Source organism: Leifsonia sp. NPDC056665 (assembly GCF_042791795.1).
Taxonomy (GTDB): domain Bacteria; phylum Actinomycetota; class Actinomycetes; order Actinomycetales; family Microbacteriaceae; genus Leifsonia.
The window spans coordinates 356,103-373,702 of sequence record NZ_JBHTXK010000002.1 but is presented as its reverse complement, the minus strand read 5'-3'; the positions used below and the strand labels follow the sequence as shown (position 1 = coordinate 373,702).

Below are 17,600 nucleotides of genomic sequence, written 5' to 3'. Positions count from 1 at the left end.
GGGGGCGGGCCCCCCCCCCCCCCCCGGGGGGTTTAAGGGCGCCCGCCAAACCCCCGCCGCGGCGCCCCCCCCGGGGTTGGGGGGGGGCCCCGGGGGGTTTCCCCGCGGGCCGCCACGACACCCGCTTCGTGATGGAGATGCCGTCACGGCTGTTCGGGCTGGAGTCCACCGACGTCCCCGGCGAGTACGGCTTCGGCGACGTCGCCTACGACCGCACCTCGTTCGCTGTGCGCGAGGAGGGCAAGGAGTGGGTCGGCACCGCAGCCGCGCTGTGGGGCATCGCCGCCGGCGTGTACCTCTCCCTGATGGGTCCGCAGGGGATGGCCGAACTCGGCGACACACTCATGTCCCGAACGGCATATGCCCGCGCCGCACTCACCGCGGTGCCCGGGGTGCACGCCGCCGACGGCGCCGTCCACTTCCGGGAGTTCGTGCTCGACCTGAGCGCTGCCTCCCTCACCGCCCCGGAACTCGTGGCCGCGCTGCGCGCGCGCGGCTTCGAGCCGGGCCTCGCCCTGGATGACATGCGCCTCCTGGTATGCGTCACCGAGCAGAACACCCAGACCGACATCGACGACCTCGCCGCCGCGTTCGGCGCCGCCCTGAAGGAGAACGCCCGATGAGCCTCCCCGTCGCCCCCAAGCCCGCACTGCGCCGGTTCCACCAGGCGCGCTGGGACGAGCCGATCGTCTTCGAGCTGGACGCGCCAGGCGAGCGCGGCGTCATCCCGTCGCGCACCGAGGACGCCGTGCGCGCGGCCGTCGGCGACGTGGTCGCCGAGTTGCCGGCCTCCCTGCGCCGCGCCTCCGCGCCCGCGCTGCCGGAGCTCGGCCAGATGCGCGTGCTGAAGCACTACCTCCGGCTCAGCCAGGAGAACCTCGGCGCCGACCTCAACGTCGACGTAGGTCAGGGCACCTGCACGATGAAGTACGCCCCGAAGGTCAACGAGGCGATCATCCGCACGCCAGACCTCACCGACCTCCACCCGCTGCAGGACCCGGAGACGGCGCGGGGCGTGCTGGAGATCGTCTGGCGGACCGAGCGGATGCTCGCGGAGATCTCCGGGATGAGCCGCGTCTCGCTGCAGACCAGCGGCGGGTCGGAGGCGATCTGGGCGAACATCTCGATGATCCGCGCCTACCACGCGTCCCGCGGCGAGGCGGAGCAGCGGGACGAGGTGATCACGACCATCTTCTCGCACCCGTCCAACGCCGCCGCCGCGAAGATGGCCGGCTACACGGTCATCACGATCTTCCCCGACGCCGACGGCTACCCCGACGTTGAGGCGCTGCGCGCGGCCCTCTCCGAGCGCACGGCCGCGATCATGGTCACCAATCCCGAGGACACCGGCATCTACAACCCGCGCATCCGCGAGTGGGTGGAGCTGGCGCACTCGGTCGGCGCGCTGGCCTCATACGACCAGGCGAACGCCAACGGCATCCTCGGCATCACCCGCGCCCGCGACGCCGGGTTCGACGTGTGCCACTTCAACCTGCACAAGACGTTCGGCACCCCGCACGGCTGCGGCGGCCCCGGCTCCGGCGCCAACGCGGTGTCGGAGGCGCTGGCGCCGTTCCTGCCGGGCCCGGTGGTCGAGAAGGTGGGCGACCGCTACGTGCTCGACGCGGACCGGCCGCACTCCATCGGCTCGGTCGCGCCCTTCTACGGCGTCATCCCGAACATCGTGCGCACCTACGCGTGGCTCCGCGCCCTCGGCGCTCCCGGCCTGCGGGCCGTCGCGGAGACTGCCGTGCTCAACAACAACTATCTGATGAAGCTGGTCCTCGACATCCCCGGAGCCAGCGCTCCGTACGCGACCGGCCGCCGCCGCATCGAGCAGGTGCGCTACTCCTGGCAGGAGCTGTTCGAGGAGACCGGCATCAGCTCGGAGGAGATAGGCATCCGGGCGAGCGACTTCGGGATGCACTACTGGACGAGCCACCACCCGTACGTCGTGCCGCAGCCGTTCACGCTGGAGCCGACCGAGTCGTACTCGAAGGCCGAGCTGGAGGAGTACGCGCGCGTGCTCGCCGAGGTGGCACGCGAGGCACGGGAGACCCCGGAGGTCGTCCGCACCGCGCCGCACAACCAGACCGTGCACCACACGCACCACGACGACCTGGACGACCCGGAGCGCTGGGCGGTGACCTGGCGGGCGTACCGGCGGAAGCACTTCGGCGACGGCTCGGGAGTCACGGCTTCGGCGCCCGTGCTGGAAGCAGCGGTCGTGTGACGATCGGTCTCATCGTGAACCCCGTCGCCGGCGTCGGCGGCCCAGCGGGGCTCGCCGGCAGCGACGGCGTCGCGGCGCAGCGGGAGGCGCTGCGCCGCGGCGGCCGGCCCCGCGCGGGCGAGCGTGCCCTGGAAGCGCTCCGCGTGCTCGCGGCCGCGCATCCCGGCGCCGAGATCCTCACCGCCGCCGGCGCGCTGGGAGCGGACGCCGTACGCGCCGCAGGCCTCATTCCCCGCGTGGCATACACACCCCACCACCCCGCGAAGGGCACGTTGTTGTCACTTCCGGGGGCGAAAAGTGACAACGACGTGCCCCTCGGCGGGACGAATGGGGATGACACGGCCCGGGCGGCGGCGGCGCTGCGGGCCGCCGGCGCGTCTCTCATCCTGTTCGCCGGCGGGGACGGCACGGCCCGGGATGTCGCGCGCGGCCTCCCGGCCGGCTCGCCCGTCCTCGGCATCCCCGCGGGCGTCAAGATGTACTCCGGCTGCTTCGCCGTCTCCCCCGCCGCGGCCGGCGCCCTGGCCGCCGACTGGCTCCGCTCCCCGCTCTCCACCGCCGAGGCCGAGGTGCTCGACCTCGACGAGGCCCTCCTGCGCGCCGGACGCCCCGATCCGCGCCTGTTCGCGCTGGTCCCCGTCCCGGTCGCCGCCGGACGCACCCAGGCCCGCAAGGCCGCCACCCCGGCGGGCGCCAGGGAGGCCGTCCGCCGCGCCGCCGCGGGCGCCGCCGGCCTGATGCGCCCCGGCGTCCGCTACCTCCTCGGCCCCGGCGGCACCACCGCCGAGCTCGGCCGCGTCCTCGGGCTCGACACCTCCCCGCTCGGCGTCGACCTCGTCCAGGACGGCCGCCTCCTCGCCCGGGACATCACCGAGCAGCAAGCCTACGACGCCGTCGCCGGCCGCAGTGCCCAGGCGGTCGTGACCGTCATCGGTGGCCATGGCTTCCTGCTCGGCCGGGGCAACCAGCAGCTCTCCGCGCGCGTGATCGCCGCGCTGGGCGCCGCTCCCCTGCTCGTGGTCGCCACCGAGCAGAAACTCATCGACCTCGCCGGCCGGCCGCTCCTGGTCGACACCGGCGATCCGGCTCTCGACCTGCGGCTGGCCGGTCACGTCCGCGTGACCACCGGGCCCGCCACCGCGAGCCTCTACCCTGTCAGTGCCGCGTCAGCGGCCCCCATCGAAGGAGAACCCGAATGCGTCTAGCCGGCAAGTCCGCCATCGTCACCGGAGGGGCAGGCGGCATCGGCCGCGCCACCTCCCTCGCCTTCGCGGCGGAGGGCGCGCGCGTCGCCGTCGTCGATCTGCAGCAGGAGGCTGCCGAGGCCGTCGCCGCCGAGATCCGCGCCGCGGGCGGCGAGGCGATCGCACTCGGCGCCGATGTGTCCGCCGAGGCCGACGTGGAGCGCGTGGTCGCCGCCGTGGTGGAGGCGTTCGGCGGCGTCGACGTCTCCTTCAACAATGCGGGCATCATCCGCCGGACCACCGCGGTCGAAACCACCGTCGAGGAGTGGGACCGCGTCTTCGGCGTCAACGTGCGCGGTGTCTTCCTGATGTGCAAGCACATCGTGCCCGTCATGGCGGCGGCCGGGAAGGGCTCCATCATCAACACCGGCAGCGGCTGGGGGCTGAAGGGCGGCGGCCAGGCCATCTCGTACTGCGCCTCCAAGGGAGCGGTCGTCAACATGACCCGCGCGCTGGCGATCGACCACGGACCGCAGGGCATCCGCGTCAACTCGATCAACCCGGGCGACGTGAACACCGGGATGCTGCGCGACGAGGCCCGCCAGCTCGGCCAGGAGGCCGGCTCCTTCCTGGCGGAGGCCGCGGACCGCCCGCTGCGCCGGATGGGCGAGCCGTCCGAGATCGCGGCGGCCGTCGTCTGGCTGGCGAGCGACGAGTCGTCCTACGTGACCGGCACCGCGCTCGTCGCGGACGGCGGCGGGATCGCGTAACCCGCCGCCATCGTGTGCCAGGGTGGGGATGTGGAAGGCGCGGACATCGACCTGGCGTACATCCCGCCCGGCGCGGTGCAGCTTCACGACGCCCGGCAGAAGCGGCGCTGGACCGTCGAGCTGGAGTCGTTCGAGATCGGGGTGTTCCCGGTGACGGAGGAGCAGGTCGCCGAGCTCATCGGGGAGCCCGCGACGCATCCGCGCCGGCCGGCGACCGGGGTGAGCTGGCTGCGCGCGATCCGGTTCTGCAACGCGGCGTCCGAGTGGGAGGGCCTCGACCCGGCGTACTCCGTCGACGGCGAGGACGTCACCTGGCACGTCGACTCGGACGGCTACCGCCTCCCCACCGAGGCCGAGTGGGAGCACGCCTGCCGCGCGGGCTCGACCGGACCGCACTACGGGCCGCTGGCCGAGGTGGCCTGGACGAGCGCCGACGGCCTCAGCGCTCCGCACGACGTGGGCGGGAGGCTGCCCAACCTGAACGGCCTGTTCGACACGCTCGGGAACGTGTGGGAGTGGTGCTGGGACTACCTCGACCCGGCCCGCTACGACGACTACCGGGTGTTCCGCGGCGGCGGCTTCGCCGACGACGCCTGGAGCGTGCGCGCCTCGGTGCGGCGCGGCGGCTCGCCGCGCACCACGCACGAGGACCTCGGCTTCCGGGTCGCGCGCGGCGGCTTCGACGCGGAGGGCGCGGCGCAGGGCTGGTCCCTCGAAGCCGACCGCGAGCGTGCGGCGCTGGAGTTCCCGCTCCCGCCGGGCTGGACTCCGCGGCGCTGACTCCGCCGCACTGACTCGGCGGCGCAGACTCAGCGGCCGGCGGCGCCGTCCACCCTGTGCTCCTCGGGGATGGTCACTTCCACCCCGCGCCGCGTGCCCCAGCGGCCATGGCGCAACGTCACCAGTGCGAACGTCCGCAGCCAGACCAGCAGGAACACGTGCAGCAGCCCGTACAGCGGCGCCATCGCGAAGCCGCCGATCCGCACCGGGAGGCTGCGCGCCGTCCCCTGCATGTCGAGGTACCTGATCGAGCGCGCGTAGGCGAGAAGGGCGATGAGGGCCAGGTAGGTGAGGAACGGCGCGCTGCCGTGCACGAGGGGCGCCACCACCAGCGCGAGCATGATCGCGATCGAGAACACCAGCCAGGTGAGGAGTTCGACCGCGGTGAGCCAGAAGGCCGTCTTGCGCGGCGACATCGAGCGCAGCACCCAGAGGGACTCGCGGAAGAACGACTTGTTCCAGCGGATCTGCTGACGTGCGTAGTGGCCCAGCCGCTCCGGCACCGCCGTGTAGGCCACAGCGGTGGGCTGCAGCAGGGCGTCGCCCTCCAGCAGGCCGTAGTTGGTGAGCCGGCGGTCGTCGCCGAAGACGGCGCGAGCGCCGAGGAAGGTCTGCGTGAGGAAGTCCTCCCGGTAGGCGCGCATCACCTCGGTGCGGTAGACGGCCAGCGAACCGCAGGCGCAGAGCACGGACCGCAGCGTCGAGTACGCGCTACGCTCGTACAGGAACGCGTTCGCATAGCGCAGGTCCGTCAGCCGCGTCAGGAGGTTCGTTCGGTAGTTGAGTGCGAGCACGAGGCCGGTCACCACCTTCACCCGCTCGTTCACGAACGGGACGATCGCGTTCTCGACCGCGCGCTCATCCAGCACGGTGTCGGAGTCCACGCAGAGCAGGAGGTCGGCGTCCGGCTGGAGGTCGAGGCACGCGACCAGGCCCTCGCGCTTTCCTCGGTTCACAGCGAATTCGATCACCCGCAGGTCGATGCCGCGCTCGGCGAACGACGGGATCCAGCTCCGCGCCTCCTGCAGCGAGGCACCGTCCTGCGAGCCGTCATCGACGACGACGACGCTCTGCACCGGCCGCGTCTGGGCCAGCAGCGAGGCCAGGCTCGCCCGCAGCATCTGCGGATCCTCGTTGTACATCGGGATCGCGGCCCCGACCCGGAGGCCGTCGAGGATGCTCTGCTCCCCCGCGTTCCGCACGGTCTCGGCGCGGTGGAGCCAGGACAGCAGGAGCTTGGTCCCAAGCAGCGCGGTGACGGCGATCCCGTACCAGCCCGGCCCTCCCGCGTTCCACCAGAGCCAGCCGAGTCCCGCGCTCACCGCGAGGAAGATCGCCGCGGCGACCCCCTTCATGATCGTTGAACTCTGAATCCCTGAGTATTTCAATCTCACACTGCAGGGTAGGATCGCTTGGTATTCGAACGTCGAAAACCGGCGCGAGAGGGCGAGCGGGTTCTGAAGGGTGAACGCGCAGGCACGGGCAGGCCCGAAGAGGATCGCGAACGCGCGCGAAAGGGTGAAAGCTCAGCAGGCGGCGGACGCTACCTGCGGGTCGCCGCGAGAAGCGTCAGAGCCCGAGCGAGCGCTTGATCAGCGTCTCGGCATCGTCCGGCCCGACGGCCGGGGCGGTCGCCTCCCGGTTCGCCTCGGTGACGGCCTTGACCACTTCGTCGCGCTGGATGCGGATGCCGCGCGGGGCCTCGATGCCGACCCGCACGCCGTCGCCGCGGACGTCGAGGATCGTGACGACGATGTCGTCCCCGATGAGCACGCGCTCGCCGACCTTCCGGGTCAATACCAGCATTGATCCAGCCTATCGGGCAGTCGACCCCTCGCCCACTCCCCCATCGGCCCGCCCGATTCCCGCGGTCAGCGCAGCCGGGCCGGGCGGACCCGCACCGGCGCGAGCCAGGCCGCGACCATCACCGCGGTGATCGATCCGGCCGCCATGATCGCGGCGAGCACGACCACCTGGAACCGGCCGGCCTCCAGCGGCGAGACCCCGCCGAAGATCGCGCCGACGAACGCGCCGGGGAGCGTGACCAGTCCCGTCGTCTTCGTCTGGTCGACGGACGGGATCAGCGCCGAGTACACCGCTCCCCTCGCCTGCTCCAGGGTCGACTGCCGCGGCGTCGCGCCGAGCGACAGCCAGCCCTCCACTTCGTCCCAGTGGTCGTCGACCGCCTCGGTGAACCGGCGGCCGGAGAGCGTCGCGATGCTCATCGAGTTGCCGATGACGATGCCGCCGATGGCGAGCGCGTACCTGGCTGAGAACTCGATCGCGCCGGTGAGGAAGACGACGGAGAAGGAGACGACGACCACGCCGGTGAGCATCGCCGTCCCCATCATCAGCGCGTGCTCCCCCGACCAGCCGATGCGGTGCGTGGCAGTCGCCGCCGCGACCCCGAACATGATCAGGAGGGCCAGCGCCACCCAGACCGGATCGGTGATGACGCCGGTGAGGACCACGCTGATGATCGCGAGCTGGGCGGCCCCGCGGAGGATCGCGAGGGTCGGGGCCCAGCGGTGCGGCACGCGGTACGCGGCCAGGACGGCGGTCGCCAGCAGCGCGAGCACGGCGACCCCGAGGAGGGTCGGCGCGAGCTCGGCGAAAATGGGCACGTCCCACCCTAATCCGGGGGCGTTTCGCACATGATCATCCACAGGGTTGCACACCATGTGAATTACGCAGATGTAATTTCGAAGGTCTCTTCGAATTCCCGATGGTTTCGATGAAAATGCAGGTCAGAGCCTGAATCATCCTGAAAGACAATCTGAGAGCCCTCTAATCTCGGGCGTGTCCTCCACACCTGAGGGCAGTTGTTCCACCCGTTTTCAACAGAGTTATCCACAGGTGGAGAAACTCAGCGGTCGCTCCACCCGACCGGTACCCCCAAAAAGGAGGTCGAGTCCGGCGTCGTCGTGTGCGCGACGCCGATCGCGGCGATGGCGTCGACGCCGCCGCCCGCCTCGGCCACGAGGTTCGCCCAGACCCGGGTGTCCTCGGGCTTGCGGGTGACGTCGACGGCGATCCAGACCTGGTCGGGGACCACGTCGTGGAGGATGCCGGCGTAACGGGCCGCGTCGGAGGGGGCTTCGCCGACACCGATCGCGACGATCGTCGAGCCGTTGCGCCGCACGCCGTCCGCGCGCGCCTGCAGGGCCTCCCGGCGGCCGCCGACGTGACGTGCGCCTGTGCGGCCGACCGTGCCGGCCACGGCCACCTCGATCACCGGGGTGGCCAGCGCCATCGCCTTCGCGACGGTCAGCGCGTCCTCCCGGAGGCCGAAGACGAAGACGAGGTCGCCGGGGTTCGTCGCCAGCCGGGGGGCCGGGCGGGTCGGTTCCTCGAAGCGCTCAGGACGCCGGGCGGGAGCGGGGGAGAGGGCCGGCGCGGGGTCGATGACGATGGTCGTCGGCTCCACCGGCACGGGCAGGTACCGGGTCGGGACGAGCGCCTCAGGATCGGTCTCGGCGATGATCTCCTCCATGACCTCCTCGAACTGCGAGGAGGTGCTCGCGTGCTGGAGGCGGACCTCCTGCTCGTCGGCGTCGGCCAGCAGGCCGGCGATGACGTCGGACGGCGCCAGCTCGTGGAGGTCCTTCTTCGGACGCCAGGCGTTATGAGGCCAGAGTCGGGGTGACAATTCGAATTACTCCGATCGTTTCGATGGGCGCCGGGGAGGTGGTGGCCTCGTTGTAGGACAGGACGGGGAGGGCGGGCGCCTGCGCGGCGATGAGCCGGCGGACGGCGGGGCGCAACTGCGGCGCGCAGACGAGCACCGCGCCTTCGTGCTCGGTGGCGGCGGAGCGGACTTCCGTGAGGACCTGCTCGAGCACCGGGGGATCGAGGACGAGCTGCGAGCCGTACTCGGTCTGGCGCTGGCCCTCCAGCATCGCCTGCTCCAGCATCGGCTCGAGGGTGATGACGCGGAGGGTGCCGTCGTCCACGTACGGGTTGGAGAGCGCGGCGCCGAGGGCCAGCCGGGCAGCCTCGACCAGGCCCTCCGGTTCGAGCGAGACCTTCGCGCGCAGCGTGAGCGCCTCGTAGATGCGCGCGAGGTCGTTGATCGGCACCCGCTCGGAGAGCAGCCCCTGGAGCACGCGCTGCACCTCCGCGAGGCTGAGCAGCGCGGGCACGAGCTCCTCGACAGCGGAGGGGTTCACCCGCTTCACGCCCTCGGTGAGCACGCGGACGTCCTCGCGGGACAGCAGTCGTGCGGCGTTGGCGGTGACCGCCGCTGAGAGGTGCGTGACGACGACGGAGACGCGGTCGATGACCGTCGCGCCGGACAGCTCGGCGGTGTAGCGCAGTTCGGCCGCGATCCACTTGGCGGGGAGGCCGAACACCGGCTCGATCGTGTCCACTCCGGCGAGCGCAGTGAGGTCGTCGCCGAGCGCGAGCACCTTGCCGCGCGGCGCCTGGCCGCGGCCGACCTCCACGCCGGCCACCGTGATGCAGTACGTGGCGGACGGCAGCTCGCCGTTGTCGCGCGTGCGCACCGGGGGGACGACGATGCCGAGCTCGATCGCCAGCTTGCGCCGCAGCGCGCGCACCCGGCCGAGCAGATCGTCCGAGCCTCCGGAGACGATGTCGATCAGGTCGGTGGCGAGCTGGATCTCCAGCGGGTGCACGCGCATGTGCTCCAGCAGGTCGTCCGTGGTGTCGCTCGCACCCGTGGTCTTCGCCGCGACCGCCTTCGCACGCTCCTCGGCCGCGGCCTTGGTCGCGCGCGCCTTGATGCGCTGCGCGGCCCAGATCAGGATGCCGCCGACCACGAGGAACGGGATCATCGGCATGCCGGGGATCAGCGAGAGCGCGATCGAGGCGGCGGCGGCGATCGCCAGCGCGACCCGGGACTGCGCGAGCTGCGCGCCGGCCTGCGAGCCCATGTCGGAGTCCGCGCCGGACCGCGTGACGATCATGCCGGTGGACACCGCCATGAGCAGCGCGGGGATCTGCGCCGTGAGTCCGTCGCCGATGGTGAGCAGCGTGTACTTGTTCAGCGCGTCGGTGATCTGCATGCCGTTCTGCAGCATCCCGATGCCGATGCCGCCGATCACGTTGATGACGATGATGAGGATGCCCGCGATCGCGTCGCCCTTGACGAACTTGGAGGCACCGTCCATCGCGCCGTAGAAGTCCGACTCGGCCGCGACCTCCGCCCGGCGCTCCCTGGCCTGGGCGTTGGTGATCAGGCCGGCGTTGAGGTCGGCGTCGATCGCCATCTGCTTGCCGGGCATCGCGTCGAGCGTGAACCGCGCGCCGACCTCTGCGACGCGCTCGGCGCCCTTCGTGATGACCACGAACTGGATGACGACGAGGATGAGGAAGACGACGGCGCCGATGATGATGTTGCCGCCGACCGCGACGTTGCCGAACGTCTCGATCACCTGGCCGGCGTAGCCCTGGCCGAGCACGAGCCGGGTGGAGGCGACGTTGAGCCCGAGCCGGAAGAGGGTCGCGATGAGCAGCAGCGAGGGGAAGACCGAGAAGTCGAGCGGCTTGCGCGCGAACATCGTGGTCAGCAGCACGACGAGGGCGAAGGCGATGTTGACCACGATCAACGCGTCGAGCAGCCAGGCCGGGATCGAGACGACGAGCAGAAGCACGATGCCGACGACGCCGACCGGCACGGCCAGGAGCGACAGGTTCTTGTTCTTCACGAGTGGGCCAGCCTCCTGCTGTCGATCGGAGTGCGCGCCCGCGTGGCTGCGGGCAGGGTGTGGATGTCGGTGAGCGATCCGCCGCGCCGCTTCAGCGCCATGACGAACGCAAGCACATGGGCGACCGGGGTGAAGAACTCGGCCGGGATCTCCTGACCGAGGTCGCAGGCGGCGTGCAGGGCCCGGGCGAGGGGCACGTCGGAGACCATCGGCACACCCTTCGCCAGGGCCTCCTCGCGGATCCGGGCCGCGATCAGATCCGCTCCCTTCGCGACCACTTTCGGCGCCGACGCTCCCGGCTCGTACTTCAGCGCGACGGCGACATGCGTCGGGTTGACCAGCACGACGCTGGAGTCCGCGACCGCGGCGATCATGCGGTTGCGGCTCATCGCGAGCTGCCTGCTGCGGCGCTGCGCCCGGATCATCGGGTCGCCCTCTGCGCTCTTGTGCTCGTCCTTGACCTCGCGCTTGGTCATCCGGGACGCCGTGCGGTTGCGGCGCAGCACCACGACGAGGTCGATGGCCGCGAAGAGCAGGCCGCCGCCGATGGCGAGCTGGAGCAGGGAGCCCATCGCGCCCTGCGCGGTCGCGACGAGCGCGGGGACGGAGAGCCCTCCGGTCTGGAGGACGAGCGGGATCAGTCCCTGGATGACCACGTACAGGCCGATCCCGACGAGGGCGGCCTTCCCGAGGGTCTTGCCCAGCTCCCACGCGCTGCGCGCGCCGAACATGTTGCGGATTCCCTTGAGCAGGTCGAACTGCTCGAAGTGCGGTTTGAGCTTCTTGAGGTGGATGCCGCCCTGCGCGGCCGTCGCGGCGATGACTGTGAGCGCGACGACGACGAGCAGCGGCCACACCGTGCCGAGCACCGAGAGGAGACCCGTGCCCAGCGACGCGAGCGCGCTCGCGGGCGTCGGGTCGCGGATGATGTCGCGGAACGCGAAGATCTGCGACTCGGCCGCCTGCTGGGCGCTGGCGATGATCATCGGGATCAGCGCCGTCGCGACGCCGACCGAGAGCCACGCGGGGAGGTCGCGGGCCTTCTGCAGCTGTCCCTTCGAGCGCACCGACTTGAGGTGCTTCTCCGTGGCCTGCTCGGTGCGTTCCTGCGCGGACATCACGGGCCTCCCATCGCGTGGACGGCCTGCCCGGCGAGCGCCTGGACGATCATCGGGAGGGCGACGATCCCGAGCGCGCACAGCACGACGGCGAGGAGGACGAGCGCGGGCGGCCCGAGCGAGTACACGTTGAGTGCGGGCGCGACCCGGGAGAGCAGACCGAGCGCGGCGTTCGCGACGAAGAGCACGGCCATGATCGGGCCGGCGATCTGCAGCGCGGCGAGCAGCATCTGGGTGACCGAGCCGGACAGGGTCTGCGTGATCGATCTCCAGTCGACCGACATCGTCAGCGGCACCGCCGTGAACGAGCGGACCAGGCCGCCGAGCACGAGCTGGTAGCCGTCGCTGACGAACAGCAGCGCCAGTGCGGTCATCTGGAAGAGCCGGGAGAACTGGGCGGCGTTGATGTCGGCGGCCGGGTCGTACTGCTGCGCCGCCTGCAGGCCGCTGGAGAAGTCCAGCATCCCCCCGGCGGACTCGATCGCGGAGAACACGAGGTAGACGAGGAAGCCGAGGACGGCGCCCGTCGTCGCCTCGGCGACGAAGTCGAGCAGGAACTGGCCGGTCGAGCCGGGGGCGTAGTGCTGCGCCGCCTGGGGCGCGACGACGATCCCGAGCAGGACGGCGAGCATCCCTTTGATCTGCAGCGGGAACGCCTGGTACGAGAACGGCGGCGCGATCAGCACGAACAGCAGGATGCGCACCGAGACCAGCGCTGTGGCCTCGATCGTGCTCAGGTCGATGGGGATGTTCATCGTCAGCCTCCCAGCAGCGTGGGGATCTGCTGGAACAGGTACTGGGTGAACGTCACGAGCTGCTCGATCATCCAGTTGCCGCACACGATCAGCGCGATGGAGACGCCGATCGCCTTCGGCACGAACGAGAGCGTGACCTCCTGGATCTGGGTGATCGACTGGATGAGCGAGACGGCGAAGCCGATGGCGAGCGCGGTCAGCACCATCGGCGCGGCAAGCTGCGCCATCAGCAGGAGGGCCTGCGTGGCGATCTTGAGGACGGCGGCGGAGTTCACGGCGCCCCCCTACTTGTAGCTCGCGACGAGGGACTGGATGATCAGGCCCCAGCCGTCCACCAGGACGAAGAGCAGGATCTTGAACGGCAGCGACACCATGACCGGCGGGAGCATCATCATGCCGAGCGACATCAGGCCGGCGGAGACCACGAGGTCGATCACCAGGAACGGCACGTAGATCACGAAGCCGATGATGAAGGCGGCCCGGAGCTCCGAGATGACGAACGCCGGGACGAGGGTGGTCAACGGGACGGCGTGGAGGTTCGCCGGGTTGGCACGGCCGGCGGCGCGGGTCATCAGGGCGATGTCCTCCTGCCGGGTGTGCGCGCCGAGGAAGGCTTTGAGCGGCGCCTCCGCGGCCTGGAGCGCGCCGCCGAAGTCGAGGTGCCCGGCCAGATACGGCTGCACGGCGTGGACGTTGATGTCGGTGATGGTCGGCGCCATGATGAACAGGCTCAGGAAGAGCGCGAGTCCGGCCAGCACCTGGTTCGGCGGCACCGACTGGAGGCCCAGGGCGTTACGGGCCATCGAGAGCACCACGAACACCTTGGTGAACGACGAGACCATGACGAGCAGGCCGGGCGCGACGGAGATGAGCGTGACGCCGAGCAGGGTGACGATGGTGTCGGCGGGGGTGCCGTTGATGCCGTTGATCGAGATGGTCGGCCCGCCGGTGCCCGCCGCAGGCCCGGACGGCCCGGCCGGAGGGGTGGGCGACGGGGACGGCGTGGGGACCGCGTGCGCGCTGCCCGCGGTGAGAAGCACGATGCCGGCCACCGCAGCCAGTACGAGGAGCGCGAGGATGATCGGGCGCGCGTAGTTGCGGCGTGTGCCCGTGAGCGCAGCGGCGGTCACCGCGGAGTTCGGAGCGACTGGGCAGCCCTCCGCCAGGTGTCGGGGGAGGTGATCGCCTGCGCGAAGGTCGGCGTCGGGACGGGCTCAGGGGCCGGCGAGGGTGCGAGTGCCGGCGCGGAGTCCAGCTCATGGAGGTCATCGGGGACCTCGATCGCCTCCTCGGCCGCGAGCGCATCCGCGAACGTGTCGAGCTCGCGCGACTTCAGCACGACGACGGAGCTGTCGGTCACGCCGAGCACGAAGTGGGTGCCGTCGGCCTCCACGATCACGACGCGGGACTTGCCGCCCAGCGACTGGCGGCCGATGACGGTGACCGCGCGCTTGGTCCTCTTCTTGCTCCACTTCGCGCTCCGGCGCTGCACGAACCAGATGAGTCCGATGATCAGCGCGAGGGAGACGGCGACGCGGAGGGCGGTGAAGAGGGTGTCCACGGGTCAGACCAGGGCGTCGGCGGTGTCGAGGATCTGGGTGACGCGCACGGCGTAGTCCTGGTCGACGACGACGATCTCGCCGTGCGCGATCAGGCGGCCGTTGAGCAGGATGTCAGCGGGAGACCCGGCCGAGCGGTCGAGCTCGATCACCGTGCCCGGCTCGACCCCGAGGACGTCGCGCACCGACATCCGGGTGCGGCCGATCTCGACCGTGAGCGCCATCTCGACGTTGGAGATGCGGCCGAGCCGCCCGGCGACGTCCGACGGGGCCCCGGAGGACGACGCGCGCACGGCGTCGCCGCGGATGGCGAACCAGGCGACCTCCTGGCCCGACCGGTCGGTCACCGTGAACCGGTGCGCGGCGGCGTCGGAGAACAGGTGCGTGGCGTCCTCGACCCGGGAGTCGCCGAGCACGCCCGACCCGAGGTGCTCGGCCGCGGCCGCCAGGGTGGGCTGGAGGACGTCGGCGAGGCCGACTCCGAGCTGGCCGCCGGTCTCGGCGAGGACGACCTCCTGGTCACGGACCGCGAGCGCGAGCTCAGCGGACGGCGAGCCGATGAAGGTCGCGACGACCGCGTGCGCGGCGGTCGCGGGCGCCTCGGCCGGATCGGCGGCGGCCGAGACGGTGAGCTCGCCTATGCCCAACGGGGCATGCGTCAGGGTCTGGGCGGCAGCGGCATATGCGTTCTGGGGCATCGAGGGGTTCTCCATCAGTTCTTGTCCTCAGCGGTGGTGACGACGACGGCGAGGCGCGACCCGGCGGCGCCGATGGCGGCGGTGCCGACCGGCTCGCCGCCCGCCGCGACCTGGATCGGCCTGCTGACCGGGTGGGGCAGGCGGATGACGTCGCCCACCACCATCCCGAGCACGGAGGCGGGGGTGACGTACGCGGAGGCGAGCCGGGCGCTCACCTCGACAGGGACCTGCGCGAGCTGGGCGTGCAGGAGCTGCTTGGCGTTGTCGACCTGCACGGTCGGGTTCGTCTCGCCCAGCCGCTCCAGCAGCACCCGGGCCGGGAGGGCGATGGTCGCTTCTGCGACGTCCTCTCCGACGCGAGCGGCGAACCGCGCCACGATCATCAGCTCGCTGGTGGGCGCCGCCTGGGCGAACTGCGAGTTGTACTGGATGGCGTCGATCCGCACCGCGTTGGTGAACAGCGGGCCGAGCGAGTACTGCAGGTCTTCGAGCGCGTCGTTCATCAGGCCGACGACCAGCGCGTGCTCGATCGGGGTGAAGGTGCGGTCGAGCAGGGGGAGCGGGCGGTTGCCGCCGAGCATCGCGTTCACCCAGCGCAGCGCCGCCCCGGTGGGGAGCTGGATGACGCCGCGGGGCTCCACGTCGCTGATCGAGCACAGCACCATCGCGGTGCTGGACGGAAGCGCCGCCGCGTACTCGTCGTACGTGTGCATGGTGACCTGCTCGCACGTCACCTGGGACAGCACGCGGACCTTCGCGGTGAGCTGCGTGCCCCACTGGCGCGCGAAGGTCGCGAAGGCGAGCTCCAGCACGCGGGAGTGCTCGCGGGCAAGGGTGGTCGGGCGGCGGAAGTCGTACGCCCGCACCTCGCGCTCTGCCGGCTGGGTCATGGTCGTGCTCATCCGCCTGCTCCCTTCGCCGCGACGATCCCCGGGATGAGGTCGCGCACCTCCTGCGACTTCGACGACCGGACCACGATGTCGACCCGGCGGTCCTGGGCGAGCTGGGCCGAATCCGACCCGGTGGCCGTTGCGGTCGCGGAGCCGTCGCTGACCGCGTAGATGCGGGTCGCCTGGATGCCGGAGACGTCGGTGAGCCGGCGCAGCACCGAGATCGCGCGCGCCGCGGCGAGGTCCCAGTTGGTGGCGTAGGGCGGACCGGACGGCCGCGCGTCGGCGTGCCCCTCGACCGAGATCGTGTACGTCGTCGGGTACAGGACCGGCCCGACGTTGTCGATGATCTGCACCGCCAGCGGGGTGAGCGACGCGAGGTTGGAGTCGAAGAACGCGTTCCCGCCGATCAGGCCGATCGACAGGCCGCGGGCGTCGATCGTGTACGAGACCGAGCCCTGCAGGCCCTGGGAGGTCAGGCGGGCGTTGATCGCCGCCTCGATCGCGCGCAGGTCGGCGACCTCGACCTTGGCCTCCTCGAGAGGAGACAGCGGGGGAGCGGTGGAGGCCGAGGACGGCACCGGCGTGGGTTCGGCGTCCTTCTCCGCGACGATCACGCCCTTGGCCGTGTCGATCTTCTGGCTCACCTTCTCGCCGAAGCCGGTCTGGAGCGAGTTCTTCAGCTCGTTGAACTTGTGCGCGTCGATCGACGACATCGAGAACAGGACGATGAACGTGCACATCAGCACCGTGACCATGTCCATGTAGGAGGCCATCCAGCGCTCGTCGTTGGCGTGACCCTCGCCGTGGGCATCGGCGGCCGGCCTGCGACGTCCGCGGCTCACGGCCCGACCGCGGACGCAGCCTCGGAGACCGGGGTGGACGCGTCGTTCCTGGCCTTGCTGCGCTTCGGCTTGGGGCTGTAGGGGACCATCGCGGTGAGGCGCTCGGAGAGCGCGCGCGAGGAGGTGCCGGACTGGATGGCGAGCACGCCCTCCACGACGATCTGCCTGCGCTCCGCTTCGAGCTCGGCGAGCCGGCGCAGACGCGTGCCGAGCGGGAGCCAGATGAAGTTGGCGGAGAGCAGGCCCCAGAGCGTGGCGACGAACGCGCTCGCGATCATCGGGCCGAGCTTGTCCGGGGTGGAGAGGTTGCCGAGCACGTGGGTGAGCGAGACGACCGTGCCGACGATGCCGATGGTCGGCGCGTAGCCGCCGAGCGCCGAGAAGAACGACGAGGAGACGCGGGTGGCCTTCGACCAGGTCGCGATCTGGTCCTCGAGCAGGATGCGGAGGTCCTCGGAGTCGGCGCCGTCGGCGACGCCCTGCAGCGCGCTGGAGAGGAACGGGTCCTTGACCTCCTCCGCCGACGACTCCAGCGAGAGCAGGCCGCGCTGGCGGGCGACGTCGGCGAGGTCGAGCAGCGTGGCGACCGTGCCGGCGAAGTCCGGCTTCTTGCCCTTGAACGCCCCGGGGACCGCCTTGAACGAGTCGAGTGCGTCCTTCACGGTCGCGCCGGCGATGCCGACGGAGACGGTGGCGCCGAGCACGAAGACGACGGGGCCCACCAGCAGGAGCGACGCGAAGCTCGCCCCCTCGATCGTCACCATCGTCGCCAGCGAGCCGAAGGCTGCGACGATCCCGATGATCAATGCCAGATCCATGCTCAGCTCCCTTCGCCCGAGTCGGCCGGCCGTCCCAGCCGGTATGCGCGGTCGAGCACATCCGCGCGGTAGTCCGCGATGCGGTCGATGACCTCCGCCATCGTCTCGGTCACCACGTAGCGCACGCCGTCGACCATCGTCAGGGTGGTGTCGGGGTCGGCGTTGATGCGCTCGATGAGGTCCGGGTTCACGGCGAACGGCACGTGGTTCAGCCTGGTCACCGTGATCATGAGGACTCCGCAGAGAGGGGAAGGGATCGATCGCCTCCGTGAAGGAGGTGC

The 17,600-nt window shown here is 71.2% G+C and carries 19 protein-coding genes and 1 pseudogene; 5 read left to right on the top strand and 15 right to left on the bottom strand.

Annotated features, from left to right (window positions below; genetic code table 11):
- The 5 genes and pseudogenes from ACFQ9V_RS04175 to ACFQ9V_RS04155 all read left to right on the top strand — a co-directional run.
- Positions 1-623: pseudogene (locus ACFQ9V_RS04175) on the top strand (hypothetical protein); the annotation flags it as partial.
- Positions 620-2,233, top strand: a complete 1,614-nt coding sequence (gene gcvPB / locus ACFQ9V_RS04170) for an aminomethyl-transferring glycine dehydrogenase subunit GcvPB (RefSeq protein ID WP_382457899.1) — start codon at positions 620-622, stop codon at positions 2,231-2,233. The pseudogene ACFQ9V_RS04175 and the gene gcvPB, both read left to right, overlap by 4 nt.
- Positions 2,230-3,438 (top strand): ATP-NAD kinase family protein, encoded by a 1,209-nt coding sequence (locus tag ACFQ9V_RS04165; RefSeq protein ID WP_382457898.1) that lies wholly within the window; start codon positions 2,230-2,232, stop codon positions 3,436-3,438. Before gcvPB ends, ACFQ9V_RS04165 begins: the two co-directional genes overlap by 4 nt.
- Positions 3,429-4,187, top strand: a complete 759-nt coding sequence (locus ACFQ9V_RS04160) for an SDR family NAD(P)-dependent oxidoreductase (protein WP_382457897.1) — start codon at positions 3,429-3,431, stop codon at positions 4,185-4,187. Before ACFQ9V_RS04165 ends, ACFQ9V_RS04160 begins: the two co-directional genes overlap by 10 nt.
- Positions 4,188-4,217: 30 nt before the next feature.
- A complete protein-coding gene (locus ACFQ9V_RS04155; RefSeq protein ID WP_382457896.1) occupies positions 4,218-4,967 on the top strand; it encodes a formylglycine-generating enzyme family protein in 750 nt (249 codons plus the stop codon).
- Positions 4,968-4,996: 29 nt separating this feature from the next.
- Here ACFQ9V_RS04155 and ACFQ9V_RS04150 read toward each other — a convergent pair whose 3' ends face one another.
- From ACFQ9V_RS04150 to ACFQ9V_RS04080, 15 genes are all read right to left on the bottom strand, one after another.
- Positions 4,997-6,322: a glycosyltransferase gene (locus tag ACFQ9V_RS04150; protein ID WP_382457895.1), complete on the bottom strand. Its 1,326-nt coding sequence runs from the start codon at positions 6,320-6,322 to the stop codon at positions 4,997-4,999.
- A 214-nt stretch (positions 6,323-6,536) separates the two neighbouring features.
- Positions 6,537-6,773, bottom strand: coding sequence for a carbon storage regulator CsrA (csrA, locus tag ACFQ9V_RS04145; protein ID WP_345838846.1), 237 nt, complete (start codon positions 6,771-6,773; stop codon positions 6,537-6,539).
- A 65-nt stretch (positions 6,774-6,838) separates the two neighbouring features.
- Entirely contained in the window at positions 6,839-7,591 is a 753-nt protein-coding gene (locus tag ACFQ9V_RS04140) for an ABC transporter permease (protein WP_382457894.1), read from the bottom strand.
- Positions 7,592-7,833: 242 nt separating this feature from the next.
- Positions 7,834-8,616 (bottom strand): hypothetical protein, encoded by a 783-nt coding sequence (locus ACFQ9V_RS04135; RefSeq protein ID WP_382457893.1) that lies wholly within the window; start codon positions 8,614-8,616, stop codon positions 7,834-7,836.
- Positions 8,591-10,636, bottom strand: a complete 2,046-nt coding sequence (locus ACFQ9V_RS04130) for a flagellar biosynthesis protein FlhA (RefSeq protein WP_382457892.1) — start codon at positions 10,634-10,636, stop codon at positions 8,591-8,593. The genes ACFQ9V_RS04135 and ACFQ9V_RS04130 overlap by 26 nt, the downstream gene beginning before the upstream one ends.
- A complete protein-coding gene (locus ACFQ9V_RS04125; protein ID WP_382457891.1) occupies positions 10,633-11,754 on the bottom strand; it encodes a flagellar biosynthesis protein FlhB in 1,122 nt (373 codons plus the stop codon). The genes ACFQ9V_RS04130 and ACFQ9V_RS04125 overlap by 4 nt, the downstream gene beginning before the upstream one ends.
- The gene (locus tag ACFQ9V_RS04120) at positions 11,754-12,509 is read right to left on the bottom strand and encodes a flagellar biosynthetic protein FliR (RefSeq protein ID WP_382457890.1); all 756 of its coding nucleotides are present in this window, start codon (positions 12,507-12,509) and stop codon (positions 11,754-11,756) included. Before ACFQ9V_RS04120 ends, ACFQ9V_RS04125 begins: the two co-directional genes overlap by 1 nt.
- Positions 12,510-12,511: 2 nt before the next feature.
- Positions 12,512-12,784, bottom strand: coding sequence for a flagellar biosynthetic protein FliQ (locus tag ACFQ9V_RS04115; protein WP_185275712.1), 273 nt, complete (start codon positions 12,782-12,784; stop codon positions 12,512-12,514).
- Between the two features lie 9 nt (positions 12,785-12,793).
- Positions 12,794-13,639: a flagellar type III secretion system pore protein FliP gene (gene fliP / locus ACFQ9V_RS04110; protein ID WP_382457889.1), complete on the bottom strand. Its 846-nt coding sequence runs from the start codon at positions 13,637-13,639 to the stop codon at positions 12,794-12,796.
- Positions 13,636-14,070 (bottom strand): FliO/MopB family protein, encoded by a 435-nt coding sequence (locus ACFQ9V_RS04105; RefSeq protein WP_382457888.1) that lies wholly within the window; start codon positions 14,068-14,070, stop codon positions 13,636-13,638. Before ACFQ9V_RS04105 ends, fliP begins: the two co-directional genes overlap by 4 nt.
- A 3-nt stretch (positions 14,071-14,073) precedes the next feature.
- A complete protein-coding gene (gene fliN / locus ACFQ9V_RS04100; RefSeq protein ID WP_382457887.1) occupies positions 14,074-14,766 on the bottom strand; it encodes a flagellar motor switch protein FliN in 693 nt (230 codons plus the stop codon).
- Between the two features lie 14 nt (positions 14,767-14,780).
- A complete protein-coding gene (locus ACFQ9V_RS04095) occupies positions 14,781-15,668 on the bottom strand; it encodes a flagellar motor switch protein FliM (RefSeq protein WP_382457886.1) in 888 nt (295 codons plus the stop codon).
- Positions 15,665-16,501 (bottom strand): flagellar motor protein MotB, encoded by an 837-nt coding sequence (locus ACFQ9V_RS04090; RefSeq protein ID WP_382457885.1) that lies wholly within the window; start codon positions 16,499-16,501, stop codon positions 15,665-15,667. Before ACFQ9V_RS04090 ends, ACFQ9V_RS04095 begins: the two co-directional genes overlap by 4 nt.
- Entirely contained in the window at positions 16,498-17,319 is an 822-nt protein-coding gene (locus tag ACFQ9V_RS04085; RefSeq protein WP_382457884.1) for a motility protein A, read from the bottom strand. Before ACFQ9V_RS04085 ends, ACFQ9V_RS04090 begins: the two co-directional genes overlap by 4 nt.
- 2 nt (positions 17,320-17,321) lie before the next feature.
- A complete protein-coding gene (locus tag ACFQ9V_RS04080) occupies positions 17,322-17,549 on the bottom strand; it encodes a flagellar FlbD family protein (RefSeq protein WP_370055335.1) in 228 nt (75 codons plus the stop codon).
- Between the last annotated feature and the right edge of the window lie 51 nt (positions 17,550-17,600).

What these genes read in the sequence shown, in the direction of transcription:
- gcvPB (WP_382457899.1), top strand. Translation starts at nt 620, where the DNA reads ATGAGCCTCCCCGTCGCCCCCAAGCCCGCACTGCGCCGGTTCCACCAG.
- ACFQ9V_RS04160 (WP_382457897.1), top strand. Translation starts at nt 3,429, where the DNA reads ATGCGTCTAGCCGGCAAGTCCGCCATCGTCACCGGAGGGGCAGGCGGC.
- ACFQ9V_RS04150 (WP_382457895.1), bottom strand. Translation starts at nt 6,322, where the DNA reads ATGAAGGGGGTCGCCGCGGCGATCTTCCTCGCGGTGAGCGCGGGACTC.
- csrA (WP_345838846.1), bottom strand. Translation starts at nt 6,773, where the DNA reads ATGCTGGTATTGACCCGGAAGGTCGGCGAGCGCGTGCTCATCGGGGAC.
- ACFQ9V_RS04125 (WP_382457891.1), bottom strand. Translation starts at nt 11,754, where the DNA reads ATGTCCGCGCAGGAACGCACCGAGCAGGCCACGGAGAAGCACCTCAAG.
- ACFQ9V_RS04120 (WP_382457890.1), bottom strand. Translation starts at nt 12,509, where the DNA reads ATGAACATCCCCATCGACCTGAGCACGATCGAGGCCACAGCGCTGGTC.
- fliN (WP_382457887.1), bottom strand. Translation starts at nt 14,766, where the DNA reads ATGCCCCAGAACGCATATGCCGCTGCCGCCCAGACCCTGACGCATGCC.
- ACFQ9V_RS04095 (WP_382457886.1), bottom strand. Translation starts at nt 15,668, where the DNA reads ATGAGCACGACCATGACCCAGCCGGCAGAGCGCGAGGTGCGGGCGTAC.
- ACFQ9V_RS04085 (WP_382457884.1), bottom strand. Translation starts at nt 17,319, where the DNA reads ATGGATCTGGCATTGATCATCGGGATCGTCGCAGCCTTCGGCTCGCTG.
- ACFQ9V_RS04080 (WP_370055335.1), bottom strand. Translation starts at nt 17,549, where the DNA reads ATGATCACGGTGACCAGGCTGAACCACGTGCCGTTCGCCGTGAACCCG.